Source organism: Actibacterium sp. EMB200-NS6 (assembly GCF_001305615.1).
Lineage (GTDB): Bacteria > Pseudomonadota > Alphaproteobacteria > Rhodobacterales > Rhodobacteraceae > Actibacterium_A > Actibacterium_A naphthalenivorans.
In genome coordinates this window covers 3,460,544-3,479,045 of sequence record NZ_CP010869.1, presented here as the reverse complement: position 1 = coordinate 3,479,045, position 18,502 = coordinate 3,460,544, and the positions used below count along the sequence as shown (strand labels likewise).

The window sequence follows — 18,502 nt, the reverse complement described above, 5'->3', positions numbered from 1 at the left end:
ATAACCAAGAGGGAGACCATCATGAAACTGTTCAAGACACTGATCGCCGCCGCGCTTGTCGCGGCTGCCAGCCCGGCGCTTGCCGATCTGTCGGACATCCTGTCCGCCGGCAAGGTCAAGATCGCCGTACCCGAAAGCTTCCCGCCCTTCGGCGCGCTGGGCGCCGAGGGCGAGCATGAGGGCTATGACGTGGACGTGGCCAAGCTGATCGCGGAAAACCTGGGCGTCGAGCTGGAGCTGGTGCCGGTCGTGTCGAAGCAGCGTATCCCGTTTCTGGAAACCGACAGGGTTGATCTTGTGGTTTCGGTGATGGGCGCCAACCCCGAGCGGGCCAAGTCGATCTGGTTTTCAGCCGCCTATGCGCCGTTCTATTCCGGCGCCTTCGCTTCGGCCGACAAGGCGATTGCGGGGCCTGCCGATCTGGCCGGCTTCAAGGTCGGCCTGACCGGTGGCACGCTGGAGGATCTGGAACTGACCAAGCTGACCGAAGGCACGGACGTGGAGATCATTCGGTTCGGCGATAACGCGGCCACCCTGTCTGCCTTCATCTCGGGGCAGGTGGATGTGCTGGTTTCGGGCAATACCGCCGCGGCCGAGATTTCCGAAAAGAACCCCGATATGTCGCTGGAGCGCAAGTTCATCATCAAGGACAGCCCGGCCTTCATCGGTGTGAAGAAGGGCAATTACGACCTGCTTCAGTGGGTCAACGTCTTCATCCTGCACAAGAAGCTGGGCGGAGAGCTGAACGCGATCTCGGAAAAATGGCTGGGTCAGGCGCTGCCGCCGCTGCCCACGTTCTGAACCCGGCGCGAGTTTTGCAAGAGGCCCGGTTTCGCCGGGCCTTTTTGTTGTCGCGAATGCGTGGCTTGAGCCGGGCCGGCCAAGGCCCTAGGTTTGCGCGACCCTGCAACCGGAGCCTGCCCATGCCCTTCACCGTCGCCACCTGGAACATCAACTCCGTCCGGCTGCGCGAGCCAATCGTGCTGAAGCTGCTGGCCGAGGAAGCGCCGGATGTGCTGTGCCTGCAGGAATGCAAGAGCCCGGTCGACAAGATCCCGCTGGAGGGGTTCCGGGCACTGGGCTACGGCCATGTGGTGGCGCGGGGGCAGAAGGGCTATAACGGGGTGGCGATCCTGTCGAAGCTGCCCATCGCCGATGTCGGAGAGATGGATTTCGCCGGGCTGGGCCACGCGCGGCATGTGGCTGCGAGGCTGGAAAACGGCGTGACCATCCACAATTTCTACGTGCCCGCCGGCGGCGATGTGCCGGATCGCATGGTGAATGAGAAATTTGGCCAGAAGCTGGATTACCTGACTGAAATGCGCGACTGGTTTCATGGCGACGCGCCCGAGAAATCGATTCTGGTGGGCGATCTGAACATCGCCCCGCGCGAGGATGACGTCTGGAACCACAAGCAGTTGCTGAAGATCGTCAGCCATACCCCGATCGAGGTGGAGCATCTGGGCCAGGCGCAGGAGGCGGGCAGATGGGTGGATGTCACGCGGGCCGATATTCCCCAGGGGCTGCTTTACAGCTGGTGGTCCTATCGCGCGAGGGATTGGGACGCCGCGGACAAGGGCCGCAGGCTCGATCACATCTGGGCCACGCCGGATATCTCGAACGCCGCGCATGGCTCGCGCATTCTGCGCGCGGCACGGGGCTGGGAAAAGCCGAGCGACCATGCGCCGGTCTTTGCGAGCTTCGATCTGTGACATTGGGTCTTGGGTTTTTCGCCCAAGGCGCACATATAAGGGCAAACGCGCCTGAAACCCGAGGACGGATATGCTTGAACTTGGTGGAACCCCGAATGCGGCCCCGGCCGATGACCTGATCAAGGACAGCTCGGAAGCGACCTTCATGCAGGATGTCGTCGAGACCAGTAAGCAAGTGCCGGTCATCGTCGATTTCTGGGCGCCGTGGTGCGGCCCCTGCAAATCGCTTGGCCCGGCGCTGGAAAAAGCGGTGACCGAGGCGGGCGGCAAGGTGCGCATGGTCAAGGTCAACGTCGACGAGAACCAGCAGATCGCGGCGCAGCTGCGCATCCAGTCGATCCCGACGGTTTATGCCTTTTTCGACGGTCAGCCGATCGACGGTTTTCAGGGCGCGGTGCCCCCGGCCGAGATCGCGGCCTTCATCGAACGGGTGGTCGCGGCAGGCGGCGGCGCGGGTGATGGCGGCCTGGCCGAAGCGGTCGAGGCCGCAGAGCAGATGCTGGCCGAAGGGGCCGTGGTCGATGCGGCGCAGACCTTTGCCGCGATCCTGGGCGAAGAGCCCGAGAATGCCGCCGCCTATGGCGGGATGATCCGCGCGCATCTGGCACTGGGGGAGGTCGATCAGGCCGAGGCGCTGCTGAATGCCGCGCCCAAGGCTGTGGCAGCCACCCCGGAAGTAGAGGCGGCGGGCGCGCAGGTGGCGCTGGCCCGTCAGGCCGCCAAGGCCGGGCCGGTGGCCGAACTGCGCGCGGCGGTGGATGCCGATCCCGACAACCTTCAGGCGCGGTTCGATCTGGCGCAGGCGCTGCATGCGGCGGGCGAGGTCGAGGCGGCCGTGGATGAATTGCTGGATCTGTTCCGCCGCGACCGTGAATGGAACGACGGCGCCGCCAAGGCGCAGCTTTTCACGATCTTCGATGCGCTGAAACCGCAGGATCCGATCGCGCTGGCGGGCCGGCGCAAGCTGTCATCCATTATATTTGCCTGACCGTCGGGAAGAGCTACCTTGATCGGTATGTTCTCATCCGCTGATCTGCCGAAGGCGATTCCCGTCTTCCCCTTGCCGGGCGCGCTGCTGCTGCCCCGGGCGCGGCTGCCGCTGAATATCTTCGAGCCGCGCTACCTTGCGATGCTCGATGACACGCTGAAGACGCCGCACCGGCTGATCGGCATGGTGCAGCCCCGGCAAGTGCCGGGCGGCGACGCGAAAAAGCTGCATGCGATCGGCTGCGCCGGGCGCGTCACCGCGTTTTCTGAAACGGAGGACGGGCGCTACATGATCACCCTGTCCGGCATCTCGCGCTATCGCATCCGGCAGGAGGTTTCGGGCTTCTGCCCCTATCTGCGCGCCGATGTCAGCTGGGCCGGGTTCGACAGGGATCTGGGCCATGCGGAACAGGACAATGGGTTCGACCGGGCCTGTTTCATGGATCTGCTGAGGCGCTATTTCCATGACCGCAGCCTCTCGACCGATTGGGAAAGCCTGAAGGCGGCGGATGATGAATTGCTGATCAACTCTCTGTCGATGCTGTGCCCCTTCGCGCCGGAAGACAAGCAGGCCCTGCTGGAGGCGCCGACGCTGACCAATCGGCGCGAAACCCTTTCGACCTTGCTGGAATTCGCCCTGCGTGGCGGCAATAACGAAGAGATGATGCAATGACCGACGAACCCAAGGCCGACCGCCGCATGCTGGAGGCGCTGGTGTGCCCGGTGTCGCAGGGTGTGCTGAGCTATGACGCGGAAAAGCAGGAGCTGGTGTCGAAAGCGGCGCATCTGGCCTTTCCGATCCGCAACGGAATCCCGATCATGCTGGTCGATGAGGCGCGCGAGATCGCATAGCCTGCGCGCGGCGTCAGATCGGGCGGCCCTTCATCAGGCGCGGCAGTTCCCCGTTCAGCCCAGCGGCTTCGCGGATGAAGCGGCGGCGCAGGCCGGGCATGGCGTTCACGGCGCCCAGCCCGATGTCGCGCACCGCACGCAGCAGGGGGTTGTCGTTCGAAAACAGCCGGTTGAACCCGTCCGTCGCAAGCGCAAGGGTTGCCGTGTCCCAGCGGCGCCAGCGCTGATACCGCTCCAGCACATCGCGCGCGCCGATCTCTTCGCCGCGGCGGCAGGCGTCTACCAGCACCTCGGCCAGGGCGGCGACATCGCGCAGGCCAAGGTTCAGCCCCTGTCCGGCAATCGGATGCACCCCATGCGCGGCATCACCGACCAGCGCCAGACGATCGCCGATCAGCGCATTGGCGAGGGTCAGGCTCAGCGGATAGGTGAAGCGGGTGCCGGCAAGGTGAATCTCGCCCAGAAAATCGCCGAAGCGCGGGCGTAGCGCGGCAAGATAGCCGACGTCGTCCAGCGCCTGAATGGCGGCGGCCTGTTCATGGGTCTCGCTCCAGACAATCGAACAGCGGTTGCCCGGCAGTGGCAGGATGGCCAACGGCCCCGGCGGCATGAAAAACTGATGCGCGATGCCATGGTGCGGCTTTTCGTGGCCGATGGCGCAGACCAGCGCGGTTTGCCCGTAGTCCCAGCCGGTGCGCGCGATCCCCGCGCGATCCGCCGTGCCGCTGCGCCGCCCGTCGCACCCGACCAGAAGCCGGGCGGTGCGGGTGCCGCCAGAAGCAAGCGTCACGGTCACGCCGGCGGACTGCACATCCTGCGCCACGACGGTTGTACCGGCAAGGTGGGTGATGCGCGGTTCGGCGGCCATCGCGCTCAGAAGGGCGCGGCGCAGAAAGCGATCCTCGATCATGAAGCCCATCGGGCCTTCCTCGATCTCGGCATGGTCGAACTCCAGCACGAAAGGCGCGGGGCCTTCTCCGGCATGACCGTCAGAGACCTTGATCTCAAGGATGGGCTGCGCATCCGCGGCAAGGCCCGCCCACAGGCCGATCGCCGATAACAGCCGCTGCGAGGCAAGCGCCAGCGCGTAGCTGCGCCCGTCGAACCCCGAGGTGCCGCGGGTGTCGGCAGGAATGGCATCAACCACCGTCACGCTCAGCCCGCCCTGGGCCAGGGCCAGCGCCAGGGCAGAGCCGTTCAGCCCGCCCCCCACGATCAGCACGTCGGAATCATATGTCATGCCCCGCACTATGCGCGGCCGCGCGGGATTGTCCATGCGCCGCGAGGCCGCTACCGTCATTCCGGCAAAGCGGGGAGAGCGAAATGCGCAGGCAATGGCTGACCATGAGCGCGGGTGCGCTGGGGCGCGGAATCGCGGCGGGGCAGATCGACCCGCTGGAACTGACCGGCGCCTATCTGGATGCGATCGCGGCGCATCCGATGACCCCGCGCATCTATGCCCGGGTCACCGCTGAACGTGCCCTGGCCGAGGCGGAAGCCGCGCGCAAACGGGCGGGATCCGGTCACCGGCGGGGCCCGCTGGACGGCGTGCCGATCTCGTGGAAAGACCTGTTTGACACTGCCGGCATCGCGACGGAGGCGGGATCGGCCCTGTTGCAGGGCCGGGTGCCCGAAGCGGATGCCGAAGTTCTGCGCAATGCCACCGCCGCCGGGGCGGTCTGCCTGGGCAAGACGCATATGTCGGAACTGGCGTTTTCCGGCCTGGGGCTGAATCCGGTGACGCAAACACCACCCTGCCTGAACGATGCTGATGCGGTTCCGGGCGGTTCGTCTTCGGGCGCGGCCGCGTCGGTCGCCTTTGGGCTGGCGGCCTGCGGCATCGGTTCGGACACGGGCGGATCGGTGCGTATCCCGGCGGCGTGGAATGATCTCGTGGGGCTGAAGACCACGGCGGGGCGGCTGTCGCTGAAGGGCGTGGTGCCGCTGGCCGAAAGCTTTGATACCGTGGGGCCGCTGTGCCGCACGGTCGAGGATGCGGCGCTGATGCTTGCGATGCTCGAAGGTGGGCGCGCCGCCGATCTGCGCGGCGCCAGCCTGACCGGGGTGCGCCTGATGGTGCTCGACACCATCGCGATGGACGGGCTGCGCGGCGCCCCGCGCGCCGGCTTCCGAAGCGCGGTGGAGAGGTTGCAGGCCGCCGGGGCAACCGTTGCCCACCGCGAAATCCCCGAGGTGGAACAGGCGATGGAGCTTGCCGGCGTGCTGTTCACGACAGAGGCCTATGCCACCTGGAAAGATGTGATCGAAGCCGCGCCGGAAAAGATGTTCCCGGCGATACTCGAACGGTTCCGCGCGGGCCGCGATTATGGCGGGGTGGCGTTCGTGTCCGCCTGGCAGAAACTGCGCCGCCTGCGCCGGGTCTGGGCGGAAAAGACCGCCGGGTTCGACGCTGTAATCATCCCGACCGCGGCAAACCTGCCGCCGGATGCCAAGCGGCTGATGGCGGATACAGAGTATTACGTTACCGAAAACCTGCTGACCCTGCGCAACACCCGCATCGGCAACCTGATGGGCGGCGCGGCGCTGAGCCTGCCGACCGGCCTGCCGTCCACCGGCATCATGTTCCTGACCCCGCCGCACAGCGAAGAGCGGTTGTTGCGGCTGGGGGCCGCGGCCGAGGCGGCGCTGGCGTAAAAGACACATCTTTGCGCGGCAGGGTCCGAAATATCCGGGCTTTTTCTGGACCGGGCGCAAATCTGTGGGTATTCTTTGTGCAAACGGGGCGATATGACCCCGATCCCTTGAGGCAGTACAGTGGTCCTATGACCTTTCCGGAGCGGTTTTCGAACCTGCCAGATTACGCGTTTCCGCGCTTGCGCGGCCTTCTCGACGTGCATGCGCCGGGGGGCGACGTGCTGCATATGACCATTGGCGAGCCAAAACACGCGTTTCCGCCCTGGGTGGGCCAGATCATCGCCGAAAATGTCGCCGGCTTCGGGAAATACCCGCCCAACGATGGCACGCCGGAGCTGTGCGCCGCGATCGCAGGCTGGATCGGGCGCCGCTACGGCGTTTCGGTCGATCCCGGCACGCAGGTGATGGCGCTGAACGGCACGCGAGAGGGGTTGTTCAACGCCGCGCTCGCCCTTTGCCCCGAAACGGTGCGCGGCAAGCGACCGGTCGTTCTGATGCCCAACCCGTTCTATCAGGTCTATGCCGTGGCCGCGCTGGCCGTTGGGGCCGAGCCTGTCTATGTGCCCGCCGGGCCGGAAACGGGGTTTCTGCCCGATTACGGCGCACTGGGCGCGGATGTGCTGAACCGGGTGGCGATTGCCTATCTGTGCTCGCCCTCCAACCCGCAGGGGGCCGTGGCGACGGCGGAGTATTGGCAAGACCTGATCGCGCTGGCCGAAAAGCATGATTTCCAGATCTTCGCCGACGAATGCTATTCCGAGATCTACCGCGATGCGGCACCCGTGGGCGCGTTGCAGGCGGCCAGGCAAGCCGATCCCGAGCGTGTGGTGGCGTTCAATTCCTTGTCCAAACGCTCCAACCTGCCGGGGTTGCGCTCTGGCTTTGTGGCGGGCGGGGCGCAGAGCGTCGCGCGGATCAGGCAACTGCGCGCCTATGCCGGGGCGCCGCTGCCGCTGCCGCTGCAACGGGTGGCGGAACAGATCTGGGCCGACGAGGCGCATGTCGATGAAAACCGTGCGCTCTATCGCCGCAAATTCACTGCCGCCGATGCGATTTTCGCCGATGTGCCGGGCTATGTTCCGCCGCAGGCCGGGTTTTTCCTGTGGCTGCCGGTGGAGGATGGCGAGGCCGCGGCGCTGACGCTGTGGCAGGAAACCGGCGTCAGGGTTCTGCCCGGCGCCTATCTCGCCCGCGACGTGGGCGGGCATAATCCGGGCAAGGATTTTATCCGGGTCGCGATGGTGGCCCCAATCACAGAAATGCAGCACGGGCTTAGCAAGCTTCGTGACTGTCTCTACAGGTAAGGACGAGGGATGGCTTCGTATCAGATGAAACAGCGCGATCCGCTTTTTGATGCCAACATGCAGGCTGCGATCGAACGGCGGGGCAAGGAACTGCTGGGCATTGCGCTGATCGTGCTGGCGGTGATGACGGCGATGCTGATCGCCTCTTACGTGCCGGAAGATCCAAGCTGGCTCTCGGCCACCGATGCGCCTGCCGCCAACCTGCTGGGCCGGTTCGGGGCCTCGATCGCCTCGCCGCTGCATGTGATCGTGGGGCTGGGTGGCTGGGGTCTGGCACTGGTGTTCGGCGTCTGGGGCGTCCGCTTCGTGCTGCACCGGGGTGAGGAACGCGCGATGGGCCGGGTGATCTTCGCGCCGATCGCCATCGCGCTGGCGTCGGTCTATGCCGCGTCCCTGGTTCCGACACCGGGCTGGACCCATGATTTCGGTATGGGTGGGCTGTTTGGCGAAACCATTCTGGGCGCATTGGTGAACATTGTTCCGGTTTCGGCCACGCTGGGCCTGAAGCTGATGGCGGCGGTGGTGTTCCTGGCCATGATCGGCATGGCGCTGTTCGTGCTGGGCTTTGACCGGGCAGAGCTTGCGGCGCTGGGCCGGTTCATGCTGGTCGGGGCGATCATGGCCTACGCCAGCCTGATGACGCTGCTGGGACGCGGAGCCAGCGGTGCGGTGCATGGCGCACGGGCGTTGCAGGCCCGCCATCATGCCCGCAAGCAGGAACAGGCCGCGCTGCGCATGGCCCATGCGGCAGAGCCGGTGGTTCACCGCGCGCCGATGCCCCAAGCCCCGGCGCCGATCGCCGGGCCGCGCGAAAAGACCGGCCTGCTGGCGCGGGTGCCCAGCCTGCTCAAACGCGCGCCGGATCCCGAGCCGGAACTCGTGGAGCCGATCTTGCCCGAAGGCGCGGAGGGGGCCGAGCCGATGTCGGAAGAGCGTATCAAGGCGCGCATCGCCGATGTGATCCGCAGCCGTGTGCGTCAGGCGCCGCCTCTTCACGCCGCGCGGGCCGAGCCGCCGGTGCAGGCGCCGCGCATCGAGCCGGTGCTGCAGGGCGCATCGAACCCGGCCGCCGCCGCCATCGCGCGCCGCCGCGGGCCGCAGCCGCTGATCATCGACACGCCGTCGCGCATGCCGCCGCCGCCGCAGGCCCTGACGGTGGCGCCGGAGCCGGAGCTGGAGCCCGAGATTTTCGATGACGAACCGGCATATGATGCCGCCGCCTATGATCTGCCGGTGGCGCAGCCGCGCAAGGTTGTGCAGCATCCGCCGAAAAAGCCTGCCCAGCCGTCGCGTCAGGCCCGGGCCGAGGCGCAGCCCGCGCTGCGTTTCGATGATCAGGCGGGCACTGAATATGAGCATCCGCCGCTGTCGCTTCTGACCAACCCGGTCAGTGTCGAGCGTCATCACCTGAGCGACGAGGCGCTGGAAGAGAACGCGCGGATGCTTGAAAACGTGCTGGATGATTATGGCGTGAAGGGCGAAATCGTCAGCGTGCGCCCCGGCCCCGTTGTCACGATGTACGAGCTGGAGCCGGCGCCGGGCCTGAAGGCCAGCCGCGTGATCGGCCTTGCCGATGACATCGCGCGCAGCATGTCGGCGCTGTCGGCGCGGGTGTCCACCGTGCCGGGGCGGTCGGTGATCGGCATCGAACTGCCGAATGTGAATCGCGAAAAGGTGGTGCTGCGCGAAATCCTTTCGGCCCGCGATTTCGGCGACAGCAACATGCGCCTGCCGCTGGCCCTGGGCAAGGATATCGGCGGCGACCCGGTTGTGGCCAACCTGGCGAAGATGCCCCACCTTCTGATCGCCGGGACCACCGGCTCGGGTAAATCGGTGGCGATCAACACCATGATCCTGAGCCTGCTTTACAAGCTCAGCCCCGAGGAATGCCGGCTGATCATGATTGATCCCAAGATGCTGGAATTGTCCGTCTATGACGGTATCCCGCATCTTCTGTCGCCCGTTGTGACCGACCCGAAAAAGGCGGTCGTGGCTCTCAAGTGGGTCGTGGGCGAGATGGAAGAGCGCTATCGCAAGATGTCGAAGATGGGCGTGCGCAATATCGACGGGTATAACGGCCGGGTGCGCGACGCGCTGGCCAAGGGCGAGATGTTCAACCGCACCGTCCAGACCGGGTTTGACGACGAAACCGGCGATCCGATCTTCGAGACCGAGGAATTCGCGCCCGAGGCGATCCCCTATATCGTGGTGATCGTCGATGAGATGGCAGATCTGATGATGGTTGCGGGCAAAGAGATCGAGGCCTGCATTCAGCGGCTGGCGCAGATGGCGCGGGCCTCGGGCATTCATCTGATCATGGCCACGCAACGGCCCTCGGTCGATGTGATCACCGGCACGATCAAGGCCAACTTCCCCACACGGATCTCGTTCCAGGTGACGTCGAAGATCGACAGCCGCACCATTCTGGGCGAGCAGGGGGCGGAGCAGCTTCTGGGTATGGGCGACATGCTCTACATGGCGGGCGGGTCAAAGATCACGCGCGTTCACGGGCCCTTTGTTTCGGATGAAGAGGTCGAAGAAATCGTCACCTATCTGAAATCCTACGGCCCGCCGGAATACATGAGTGGCGTTGTCGATGGCCCGGATGAGGGCAAGGAAAGCGATATCGACATGGTGCTGGGCCTTGGTGGCGGCAACGATCTGGAAGATGCGCTTTACGATACCGCTGTCGCGATCGTGCTGAAGGACCGCAAATGCTCGACCTCCTACATCCAGCGCAAGCTGGCCATCGGCTATAACAAGGCCGCCCGCCTTGTAGAGCAGATGGAGGAAGAGGGCGTCGTATCCCCCGCCAACCATGTGGGCAAGCGCGAGATCCTAGTGCCGGAACAGCAGTAATCCGCCGCTCGCCATTTCGTGAGGGCGCGGCAGGTGAAACGCCGCGGGAAAGTGCCTAGATCAGCCCTATGAAAAAACTGCGCATGACACTGATGGCGCTTGCCGCCTCCTTTATCGCCCTTCCGGCCGTGGCCGCGGAAATTCCGCTGTCGCGGCTTTCGGCCTATCTGAACGGGCTGACCACGGCGCAGGGCGATTTCAGACAGATCAACACGGATGGCTCGGTGTCCGGCGGCCGGCTTTATATCCAGCGGCCGGGGCGCGCCCGGTTTGAATATGCCGCGCCGAATGATGCGCTGGTGATGGCCGGCGGCGGGCAGGTCGCGGTTTTCGATCCCAAGTCGAACCAGCCGCCCGAGCAATACCCGCTGGCACGAACACCACTGAACCTGATCCTGGCGCGCAACATCAATCTGGACGATGCCCGCATGGTGGTGGGACACATGGCCGAAGGCGATATGACGGCCGTTGTCGCGCAGGACCCGGAGCATCCGGAATACGGCACCATCAGGCTGGTGTTTGCCGACAACCCCGTGCGCCTGCGGAAATGGGTGATCACCGACGAGGCCGGCGGCATCACCACGGTGGAGCTGGGCGCGTTCGAGACAGGGATGAAGCTCGCGCCGAGCCTGTTCAACATCGTCCTCGAGGCACGGAACAGGGCCGGAGACTAGCGGCAGCGCGCCAGTTGCACACGATAGGTCGTCGCCCGCGACGCGACCTCATCCGCCACCCGGATCAGCCAGCTTTTGCTGCGATAGCTGCCACGGGCATAGCCGGTGTGGCCCTCGTGATAAGCCAGATACTGATTGCGCGCGTCCGACAGGGAGATCCCGTTGCGCGTGCGCGTCTTGTTCATGTACCAGCCCATGAAATCGGTGGCGTCATCGATCCGGTCGCGCCTGGCGCGGCGGTTGCCCGTCGCGTGCCGGTATTCATCCCATGTGCCGTCGAGCGCCTGGGCATAGCCATAGGCAGAGCTTTGGCGGCCCATCGGGATGATGCCGAGCGCATAGCTCACTGGGGTGCGGGCATCACCGTCGAATTTGCTTTCCTGATAGATCGTGGCCATCTGCACATGTACCGGCACGCCCCAGCGGCGTTCTGTCCTGTTCATGGCGCGCAGGTATTTCGGGCGCTGGCTGACAATGCTGCAAGCGTCATCAAGATTGCGCGGAGGGCTGTCATACCCTCCGCCGCAACCGGCCAGAAGGGCCAGTACGGCTACGCGAAGAAGTCTGCTCATCTGCCTCTCGCATTCTTTGTTTTTTGGCAGAATACGTAAAATGCCGCCCGTTTGGAACGGGCAACATGCCGGGTCAGATCAAAAATGCGAGGGTGAGAGGTATTGTCGCAACCGACAGCAGCGTCGAAACGACGACAAGCCCGGCCACCGCATCCGCGTCGGCCCCGTATTTCTCGGCCAGCAGATAGGACGTGACGGCGACAGGCGTCGAGATCTGAAGCACCAGAACCGCGAAGGGTTCCGGCGCCAGACCGAACAGCCGGCCGACGATCCAGGCCGCCGCGATGCACAGCACGACCTTGGCCAGCGACAGCCACAGCGACAGGGGCACATGGCTGGGCCGAAGCCGCGCGACGGCCACGCCAAGCGTGATCAGCATGATCGGGATCGCCATCTGCCCGGCGAGTTCGAGCGTGTTGGTCAGAAAACGCGGCGTGTGCCAGCCCTGCCACAGGAACACCCCGCCCAGAACGGTTGCGCCCACCAGCGGCTCCTTGATCACCTTCAGCGGCGAGCCATCGCCGGACACCATCCAAATCCCTGCGGTAAAAGAGAAAATCGCCATCACCGCGAACACGACCACGGCATAGCCAAGCCCGGTTTCGCCAAAGGCGAACAAAGCCAGCGGCAGGCCCATATTGCCGGTATTGCCGAAGATCAGGGGCGCGAGATAGGTGCGCCGATCCAGCCCCCCGAGGGAAACGAGCGCCAGACACAGCACGGTGACCGCGCCATAGGCGGCGAGCGCGGCAAGTGAAAGCGTGGTCAGCGCCTGCGGCTCGATCTCGGTTCTCATCAGCGAAGTGAAGATCAGGCAAGGCACCGAAAGGGTCATGGCCAGGCGGGTCACGAACTCCACCCGGTACTCAAACCCCATGCGGACCCAGAAAAATCCGATCGCCGCCAGCAGGAAAACCGGGGCCACAATCTCGAGCACTGTCAGGACGATGTTCACACACTGTTTCCTTATTCTGCGGGGGCCTGCATGGACATTGCGCCAAACGAGGGGTAACTACAAAGTGGTGGGGGTTGCAACGGCATGCTGAAGTCGCAGGCTAAATATCATCTTGGGCAGGTGGTCCGCCATCGGAAACACCCCTTTCGGGGTGTCGTTTTCGACGTGGACGCGATGTTCTCGAACACCGAGGATTGGTATGACGCCATCCCCGAAGACAGCCGGCCGTCCAAGGATCAGCCGTTTTACCACCTGCTGGCCGAGAATGACCAAAGCTATTACGTGGCCTATGTCTCGGAGCAGAACCTGCTGCCCGACGAAACCGGAGAGCCGGTGGACCACCCCGATCTTCCCGACCTGTTCGGCGATTTCGAGGATGGCCATTACCCGCTTCAGTTTCAGCTCAACTGACCGCTAGTATCCCAGCGCGCAGCCATCCTTTCGCGGGTCCGACGCGCCCTGAAGCACACCGTTTTCATCGTCAATCAGAATAGCCTGCGCGCCGCCGATCGGCACCTCGGGGGTGCCGACCTTATGGCCCATCTCGGCCAGTTCGGCGCGCACCTTGTCAGGATAACCGCGCTCCACCATCATCTGGCCGGCGTCGGAAAAACTGCGCGGGGCATCGATGGCGGCCTGGGGGTGAAGGCCGAAATCGACGATATTGGTGATCAGCCTGGAATGCCCGTTGGGCTGATAGGCGCCGCCCATCACGCCGAAGGGCATGATCACCTTGCCGCTCTTTTTCAGCATGCCGGGGATGATCGTGTGCATCGGCCGCTTGCCACCGCCCGCCTCGTTCGGGTGGCCCGGCTCCAGCGAAAAGCCGAAACCGCGGTTCTGGAACAGCACCCCGAATTTCGATGATGCGATGCCGGAGCCGAAGCTGTGGAAGATCGAATAGATCAGCGATACCGCCATCCTGTCCTTGTCGATCACGGTCAGGTAGATGGTTTCGCGGTGCACCCTGTCCGACGCGGCGCGCGGGTCGGGCATCGCCGATTTCGGATCGATCAGCGCGGCGAGATCCGCGCCCAGTTCGGGCGAGAGCATATGCGGCAGCCGCGTCATATAGTCGGGGTCGGCCAGAAACCGGTCGCGGGCGTCATAGGCCAGCTTGGCGGCCTCCGCCTCGATATGCGCGCGCGCGGTGCCGAAGGGATCCATCCCGGCGACGTCGAAATGAGACAGGATGTTGTTGAGCAGGATCGCGGTCGCGCCCTGGCCGTTTGGCGGATGCTCCACCATTTCGACATCCTTGTAGGCGCCGCTGACCGGATCGGTATAGTCGCAGGCCGTCGCCGCGAAATCATCCAGCGTGTGAACCCCGCCAAGGGCACGCAACGCGGCGACCATGTCTTCGGCAACCTCGCCCTCATAGAACCCGGCCCGGCCTTCCAGGGCGACGCGGCGCAGAACCTCGGCCTGTTGCGGATGGCGAAAGACCTGGCCCGCCACCGGGGCCTTGCCCGCCAGCAGATAGTGATCGCGCGCGTCTCCCTGCAGGGTGGATGCGGCTATGCGCCAGTCCATCGCGGTACGCGGGGCAACCGGTACGCCCGCCTCGGCATAGTGGATCGCGGGGGCGAGCGCGGCCTTGAGCCCGATCCGGCCCCAGTCTTTCGACAGTCGGCAGAAGGCGTCGATGGCGCCGGGGATGGTCACGGCCTCGGGCCCGCCGGAGGAGATGCCGGACATCGGCGCACCTGGGGTTTTTGCCTGCCCGGCGACGCGCAGCTTTTCGGCTGACAGGGCCGCAGGGGCGCGGCCGGATCCGTTCAGCGCGATGATCTTTTCGTCGCCGGCCGGTTTCAGAAGCACGAAACAGTCGCCCCCGATACCGGTCATCTGTGGTTCGCAGATGCCAAGCAGCACGGCGCCGGCAATCGCGGCATCCACGGCGTTTCCGCCCGCTTCGAGGATCTGCACCGCGACCTTGGCCGCCAGCGGATGCGATGTGGCGCAAATCCCGTTCTGTGCGAACACGGGCGACCGGCCCGGAAGATGAAAATCACGCATGCTTTCCGTCCCTTGAGTTGTTGCGAACCTTAGGGCTGCGCTGCGGGAATTCCAAACGGATTTCGTGGGAAAAGTCGATGCATAAGACCTCGACGCCACGCACTGGGTGGGGGCTGTTGACGCAGCGCCGAGGGAAGCCATATGCAGCTACACTTGCACCATCACCGGACATTCGGGCTGCGATGTGGATTCATTATGGCTGTTTTGAGGCGGGGCCATCTCCGTGGCAATCAAGGCCCATCAGGAAGCTGAGCCGGTTCAGGCCACCATCCCGGCAATAGGTCAGCTCGCGGGTCAGGGTCCGGATGATGTGCCAGCCGAACCCGCCTTCGGGCAGATCGTCGAGGGTGGGATCGGGGTTCACCGCCCGGCCTTCGGGAAGCTGGCCGCCGGGCATCGCGCGCCCTGTGTCCATCAAGGTCAGCTTCAGCTCGGGCGGCCGGTGCTGAAGCTCCAGGTCGACGGGGCCGGGGGCGCCTTCGCCATAAGCGTGTTCGGCGATGTTGTTGAGCGCCTCCGCCAGAACCAGTTCGACGGAGCCGCAAAACTCTTCATCGATGCCGGCGGATCTTATCCAGGAGGTCACCTCGCCCAGGGCCAGACGCACGGCCATCGGTTCGCCGGGGAAGGAGAGTTTGAAATCGGCGGTATTCATGGTGTCAGTCTGTTCTTTCCGCGTGACGTCAGGGGGGCTGCGATCACGGTCCATCCCCCGGTCAGGCGGCGGTTGCGCCGGGGGCGACGGCCCCGTTGATGCTGTCATGCAGGGTAAAGACCGAATCCATCCGGGTCAGGCGGAAAACCTTGGCAACCGTGGGCGTCAGCCCGGCAAGTTCCAGCCGCCGCTCGGGCCCGAGGTATTTCATGAACGACACCACCGCGCCGAGCCCGCTGCTGTCGAGAAAATCGACGCGTGACATATCGACGACGACGCGCTGATGCGGAGTTTCCGAGATTTCGCGCATCCTGTCCTTGAACTGGATCGCCACGGCGGCGTCGATTCGGTCGTCGATCACCGTCACGACCAGCGCATCGCCGTGCTCCTTAGCCTGAAGTTCCATCTGCCACTCCTGATGTTGCCGTCACGGGCAGGCTAGACGGCAATCCTTACCAACCGGTATCCATCGGATGAGAGTCGCAAAGCGGCAGAAGCTGCGGCGCCGGGCACCTCGGGAAAGGGCAGAGGCATGGATTACACCGAACTTGCGAAAACCGTCGCCGCACTGGTGGAGGGCGAGCGTGACACCATCGCTCTGATGGCCACGCTTGCCTGCGAAATTCACCATGCCGACGACCGGTTCGACTGGACCGGGTTCTATCGCAACATGGGCGATGACGTGCTGAAGATCGGCCCCTACCAGGGCGGGCACGGCTGCCTGGTGATCCCTTTTTCGCGCGGCGTCTGCGGCGCGGCGGCGCGCACCGGCGCGGTGCAGCTGGTCGATGATGTCGAGGCTTTCCCGGGCCATATCGCCTGCGCCGCCTCGACCCGGTCCGAGATCGTGCTGCCGGTGCGCGGCGGGCGGGGCGAATTGCTGGGCGTGCTCGACATCGACAGCAATCAGCCCGCCGCCTTCAATCAGGAGGATGCGAAAGGGCTGCAGGCGATTTTGGATGCGACCTTCGGCGTGGTCGAAGGCTGACCCGTGCACCGGAGTTTCCGGCCGGGGGCTGGCGGCGCGGCGGTTGCTCGACTAAGTGATGGCGCATGACCGACGCCTATAGCCCGCCCGACACCCCGCTGGACATCCTGTACCAGGATCATGAGCTGCTGATCGCGAACAAGCCCGCCGGGCTGTTGTCTGTTCCCGGCAAGGGCGCGCATCTGGCCGATTGCCTGTTGTCGCGGGTTCAGGCCGCGTTCCCCGAGGCGCTTCTGGTGCACCGGCTGGATCGCGACACCTCTGGCGTGATGGTCTTTGCCCTGACGCCGAATGCGCAGCGCCACCTCGGCCTGCAATTCGAGAAACGCATGGTAAAGAAAACCTACGTGGCGCAGGTCTGGGGCCGGCTGGCGCCAAAGACCGGCACCGTGGATCTACCGCTGATCGTTGACTGGCCGAACCGGCCGAAACAGATGGTCGATCATGAAAACGGCAGGGCGGCGGTCACCGACTGGCGCGTGGTGCGCAGTGACGAGACCACGACGCGGGTCAGGCTCTATCCCAAGACCGGGCGCAGCCATCAGCTGCGGGTGCATATGCTGGCGCTGGGGCATCCCATCCTGGGAGATCCGTTCTACGCCGAAGGCGCGGCGCGCGCGGCCGAGCGGCTGATGCTGCATGCCGAAAACCTGCGGCTGCGCCACCCCGATGGCGGCCGGGGCATGAGCTTCAGCGTCAAATGCCCGTTCTGACGGCACCGGGCCGGCGCGAACCGCCCGCCCCGGCACGATGGGCCTATTCGGCGGCCCAGCCCGACACAGCCTTGACCTCCAGAAAATCCTCAAGGCCCCAGACACCGCCTTCGCGCCCGTTGCCCGAATGTTTCGTGCCGCCGAACGGGCTGCCCGCGGCGCGGCTTTTGCCGTTCACCTCGACCATGCCCGAGCGAAGCCGCCGGACCACGCGGTTGGTGCGCGCGCCATCCTGCGATTGCACATAGTTGGTCAGGCCGTATTCGGTGTCATTGGCGATGCGGATCGCCTCTTCCTCGGTCTCGAAGGGGATGATCGACAGGACCGGCCCGAAAATCTCCTGCCGCGCAATGGTCATGTCGTTGTGCACGTCTGCAAAGACCGTGGGGCGCACGAAATAGCCGCGATTGAACCCCTCGGGCCGGCCAAGCCCGCCCGCGACCAGCCGCGCGCCTTCGGCGATGCCGGTTTCGATCATGCCCTGCACCTTGTCGAACTGCGCCTGGCTGACCACCGGGCCGATGTGCCGCCCCCTGTCATGGCCGGAGCCGACAGCAAGGCCCGTCGCCACCCCGGCCGCCGTTTCCACGGCGTCGTCATAGATGTCGCGCTGCACCAGCATCCGTGTGGGGGCGTTGCACGACTGGCCGGTGTTGTTGAAACAGTGCTGGGCACCGCGCTGAACCGCTTTTTCATCGGCATCGGCGAAGATGATGTTGGCGCCCTTGCCGCCCAGTTCCAGATGCACGCGCTTCAGCGTGTCGGCGGCGTTTTTGGAAATCGCGATGCCCGCGCGGGTCGATCCGGTGAACGAGATCATGTCGACATCCGGATGGCCCGAAAGCTGTGTGCCGACGCCGGCACCATCGCCGTTGACCAGGTTGAACACGCCCGCCGGCACGCCGGCCTCGTCGAGGATCTCGGCGAACAGCAGCGATGACAGCGGCGCGATTTCCGAAGGCTTCAGCACCATGGTGCAGCCGGTCGCCAGGGCCGGAATCACCTTCAGCGTGACCTGATTCATCGGCCAGTTCCACGGGGTGATCATGCCGATCACGCCGATCGGCTCCATCAGGATACGGTCATGCGGGGCGTGCGCGCCCAGCAGGCGCTCAAACTCGAAATCCTTCATCGCACGGATGAAGTTCTTGATGTGCCAGCTGCCTGTGGTGGCCTGCGATGATTTCGCGAAATCGATCGGCGCGCCCATCTCCAGGCTGATGGCTTCGGCCATGTCGTCCGAGCGGCGATTGTAGATGTCGAGGATTCGCTCGATCAGCGCAAGACGCTCGGCCTTGTCCGAAAAAGCCCAGCTTTCAAAGGCCGCGCGGGCGGCGGCGACGGCGGCATTCGTGTCGGCCTCGGCCCCCAGAGAGATCACCGCACAGGTGTCTTCGGTCGAGGGGTCTATAACGCCGAAATCATTGGCGGCGCTGGGATCAACCCATTGCCCGTTGATATAGAACTGGCGTTTTTCGATCATGGGACGCTCCCTTGGAATTTGCGCGACACTCTGTCACCGGCCCGATTTCTGTGCAAGTTTGGGATGAACTCGCA

Annotated in this window: 19 protein-coding genes; 12 read left to right on the top strand and 7 right to left on the bottom strand. The window is 64.9% G+C overall.

All coding sequences use genetic code 11. From position 1 onward, the window contains the following. The first annotated feature begins 21 nt into the window (after positions 1–21). The 5 genes from TQ29_RS16915 (at position 22) to TQ29_RS16895 (ending at position 3,551) form a co-directional block, all read left to right on the top strand. Entirely contained in the window at positions 22–801 is a 780-nt protein-coding gene (locus TQ29_RS16915; RefSeq protein WP_054540125.1) for a transporter substrate-binding domain-containing protein, read from the top strand. A gap of 122 nt (positions 802–923) precedes the next feature. Continuing rightward, positions 924–1,712 carry an exodeoxyribonuclease III gene (locus TQ29_RS16910; protein ID WP_054540124.1) on the top strand — a complete coding sequence of 263 codons (789 nt, stop codon included), beginning with the start codon at positions 924–926 and terminating at the stop codon, positions 1,710–1,712. Between the two features lie 70 nt (positions 1,713–1,782). Then, entirely contained in the window at positions 1,783–2,700 is a 918-nt protein-coding gene (gene trxA / locus TQ29_RS16905) for a thioredoxin (RefSeq protein WP_054540123.1), read from the top strand. A gap of 27 nt (positions 2,701–2,727) precedes the next feature. Next, positions 2,728–3,372 carry an LON peptidase substrate-binding domain-containing protein gene (locus TQ29_RS16900; RefSeq protein ID WP_054540122.1) on the top strand — a complete coding sequence of 215 codons (645 nt, stop codon included), beginning with the start codon at positions 2,728–2,730 and terminating at the stop codon, positions 3,370–3,372. Continuing rightward, a complete protein-coding gene (locus TQ29_RS16895) occupies positions 3,369–3,551 on the top strand; it encodes a Trm112 family protein (RefSeq protein ID WP_037209547.1) in 183 nt (60 codons plus the stop codon). The genes TQ29_RS16900 and TQ29_RS16895 overlap by 4 nt, the downstream gene beginning before the upstream one ends. A gap of 13 nt (positions 3,552–3,564) precedes the next feature. Here the strand turns inward: TQ29_RS16895 and TQ29_RS16890 are convergent, their stop codons facing one another. Beyond that, positions 3,565–4,827 carry an FAD-dependent monooxygenase gene (locus TQ29_RS16890; RefSeq protein WP_173585972.1) on the bottom strand — a complete coding sequence of 421 codons (1,263 nt, stop codon included), beginning with the start codon at positions 4,825–4,827 and terminating at the stop codon, positions 3,565–3,567. Between the two features lie 47 nt (positions 4,828–4,874). Here TQ29_RS16890 and TQ29_RS16885 point away from each other — a divergent pair, with 47 nt between their 5' ends. The 4 genes from TQ29_RS16885 (at position 4,875) to TQ29_RS16870 (ending at position 11,043) form a co-directional block, all read left to right on the top strand. Continuing rightward, positions 4,875–6,206, top strand: a complete 1,332-nt coding sequence (locus TQ29_RS16885; protein ID WP_054540121.1) for an amidase — start codon at positions 4,875–4,877, stop codon at positions 6,204–6,206. Positions 6,207–6,334: 128 nt separating this feature from the next. Beyond that, complete coding sequence (locus tag TQ29_RS16880; RefSeq protein ID WP_054540120.1) at positions 6,335–7,510, top strand: aminotransferase class I/II-fold pyridoxal phosphate-dependent enzyme; 1,176 nt, start codon at positions 6,335–6,337, stop codon at positions 7,508–7,510. Between the two features lie 9 nt (positions 7,511–7,519). Then, a complete protein-coding gene (locus TQ29_RS16875; protein ID WP_054540119.1) occupies positions 7,520–10,369 on the top strand; it encodes a DNA translocase FtsK in 2,850 nt (949 codons plus the stop codon). A gap of 68 nt (positions 10,370–10,437) precedes the next feature. Next, positions 10,438–11,043 (top strand): outer membrane lipoprotein carrier protein LolA, encoded by a 606-nt coding sequence (locus TQ29_RS16870; protein ID WP_054540118.1) that lies wholly within the window; start codon positions 10,438–10,440, stop codon positions 11,041–11,043. On the opposite strand, the gene TQ29_RS16865 is transcribed toward TQ29_RS16870, so the two are convergent. Together TQ29_RS16865 and TQ29_RS16860 are read right to left on the bottom strand one after the other, a co-directional pair. Next, positions 11,040–11,615: a hypothetical protein gene (locus TQ29_RS16865; protein WP_054540117.1), complete on the bottom strand. Its 576-nt coding sequence runs from the start codon at positions 11,613–11,615 to the stop codon at positions 11,040–11,042. The genes TQ29_RS16870 and TQ29_RS16865 overlap by 4 nt on opposite strands. 73 nt (positions 11,616–11,688) lie before the next feature. Then, positions 11,689–12,570, bottom strand: a complete 882-nt coding sequence (locus TQ29_RS16860; RefSeq protein WP_054540116.1) for an AEC family transporter — start codon at positions 12,568–12,570, stop codon at positions 11,689–11,691. 84 nt (positions 12,571–12,654) lie between these two features. Between TQ29_RS16860 and hspQ the strand changes: the two genes are divergently transcribed. Further along, positions 12,655–12,981 carry a heat shock protein HspQ gene (gene hspQ, locus TQ29_RS16855; RefSeq protein ID WP_037209970.1) on the top strand — a complete coding sequence of 109 codons (327 nt, stop codon included), beginning with the start codon at positions 12,655–12,657 and terminating at the stop codon, positions 12,979–12,981. 3 nt (positions 12,982–12,984) lie between these two features. Here the strand turns inward: hspQ and TQ29_RS16850 are convergent, their stop codons facing one another. The 3 genes from TQ29_RS16850 to TQ29_RS16840 all read right to left on the bottom strand — a co-directional run bounded on the left by TQ29_RS16850 (position 12,985) and on the right by TQ29_RS16840 (position 15,650). After that, positions 12,985–14,589, bottom strand: a complete 1,605-nt coding sequence (locus TQ29_RS16850) for a gamma-glutamyltransferase family protein (RefSeq protein ID WP_054540115.1) — start codon at positions 14,587–14,589, stop codon at positions 12,985–12,987. A gap of 193 nt (positions 14,590–14,782) precedes the next feature. Then, complete coding sequence (locus TQ29_RS16845; protein ID WP_052071507.1) at positions 14,783–15,244, bottom strand: ATP-binding protein; 462 nt, start codon at positions 15,242–15,244, stop codon at positions 14,783–14,785. Positions 15,245–15,305: 61 nt separating this feature from the next. After that, positions 15,306–15,650, bottom strand: coding sequence for an STAS domain-containing protein (locus tag TQ29_RS16840; RefSeq protein ID WP_037209973.1), 345 nt, complete (start codon positions 15,648–15,650; stop codon positions 15,306–15,308). 126 nt (positions 15,651–15,776) lie between these two features. Between TQ29_RS16840 and TQ29_RS16835 the strand changes: the two genes are divergently transcribed. After that, on the top strand, positions 15,777–16,232 hold the full coding sequence (locus TQ29_RS16835) for a GAF domain-containing protein (protein WP_054540114.1): 456 nt from the start codon (positions 15,777–15,779) through the stop codon (positions 16,230–16,232). A 65-nt stretch (positions 16,233–16,297) separates the two neighbouring features. Next, a complete protein-coding gene (locus TQ29_RS16830) occupies positions 16,298–16,945 on the top strand; it encodes an RluA family pseudouridine synthase (protein ID WP_054540113.1) in 648 nt (215 codons plus the stop codon). Between the two features lie 43 nt (positions 16,946–16,988). On the opposite strand, the gene TQ29_RS16825 is transcribed toward TQ29_RS16830, so the two are convergent. Next, entirely contained in the window at positions 16,989–18,428 is a 1,440-nt protein-coding gene (locus TQ29_RS16825; protein WP_054540112.1) for an aldehyde dehydrogenase family protein, read from the bottom strand. Positions 18,429–18,502: the final 74 nt, after the last annotated feature.

Coding starts and splice junctions, on each gene's coding strand:
- TQ29_RS16915 (WP_054540125.1), top strand. CDS start 22: ATGAAACTGTTCAAGACACTGATCGCCGCCGCGCTTGTCGCGGCTGCC.
- TQ29_RS16910 (WP_054540124.1), top strand. CDS start 924: ATGCCCTTCACCGTCGCCACCTGGAACATCAACTCCGTCCGGCTGCGC.
- trxA (WP_054540123.1), top strand. CDS start 1,783: ATGCTTGAACTTGGTGGAACCCCGAATGCGGCCCCGGCCGATGACCTG.
- TQ29_RS16900 (WP_054540122.1), top strand. CDS start 2,728: ATGTTCTCATCCGCTGATCTGCCGAAGGCGATTCCCGTCTTCCCCTTG.
- TQ29_RS16895 (WP_037209547.1), top strand. CDS start 3,369: ATGACCGACGAACCCAAGGCCGACCGCCGCATGCTGGAGGCGCTGGTG.
- TQ29_RS16890 (WP_173585972.1), bottom strand. CDS start 4,827: ATGGACAATCCCGCGCGGCCGCGCATAGTGCGGGGCATGACATATGAT.
- TQ29_RS16885 (WP_054540121.1), top strand. CDS start 4,875: ATGCGCAGGCAATGGCTGACCATGAGCGCGGGTGCGCTGGGGCGCGGA.
- TQ29_RS16880 (WP_054540120.1), top strand. CDS start 6,335: ATGACCTTTCCGGAGCGGTTTTCGAACCTGCCAGATTACGCGTTTCCG.
- TQ29_RS16875 (WP_054540119.1), top strand. CDS start 7,520: ATGGCTTCGTATCAGATGAAACAGCGCGATCCGCTTTTTGATGCCAAC.
- TQ29_RS16870 (WP_054540118.1), top strand. CDS start 10,438: ATGAAAAAACTGCGCATGACACTGATGGCGCTTGCCGCCTCCTTTATC.
- TQ29_RS16865 (WP_054540117.1), bottom strand. CDS start 11,615: ATGAGCAGACTTCTTCGCGTAGCCGTACTGGCCCTTCTGGCCGGTTGC.
- hspQ (WP_037209970.1), top strand. CDS start 12,655: ATGCTGAAGTCGCAGGCTAAATATCATCTTGGGCAGGTGGTCCGCCAT.
- TQ29_RS16850 (WP_054540115.1), bottom strand. CDS start 14,589: ATGCGTGATTTTCATCTTCCGGGCCGGTCGCCCGTGTTCGCACAGAAC.
- TQ29_RS16845 (WP_052071507.1), bottom strand. CDS start 15,244: ATGAATACCGCCGATTTCAAACTCTCCTTCCCCGGCGAACCGATGGCC.
- TQ29_RS16840 (WP_037209973.1), bottom strand. CDS start 15,650: ATGGAACTTCAGGCTAAGGAGCACGGCGATGCGCTGGTCGTGACGGTG.
- TQ29_RS16835 (WP_054540114.1), top strand. CDS start 15,777: ATGGATTACACCGAACTTGCGAAAACCGTCGCCGCACTGGTGGAGGGC.
- TQ29_RS16830 (WP_054540113.1), top strand. CDS start 16,298: ATGACCGACGCCTATAGCCCGCCCGACACCCCGCTGGACATCCTGTAC.
- TQ29_RS16825 (WP_054540112.1), bottom strand. CDS start 18,428: ATGATCGAAAAACGCCAGTTCTATATCAACGGGCAATGGGTTGATCCC.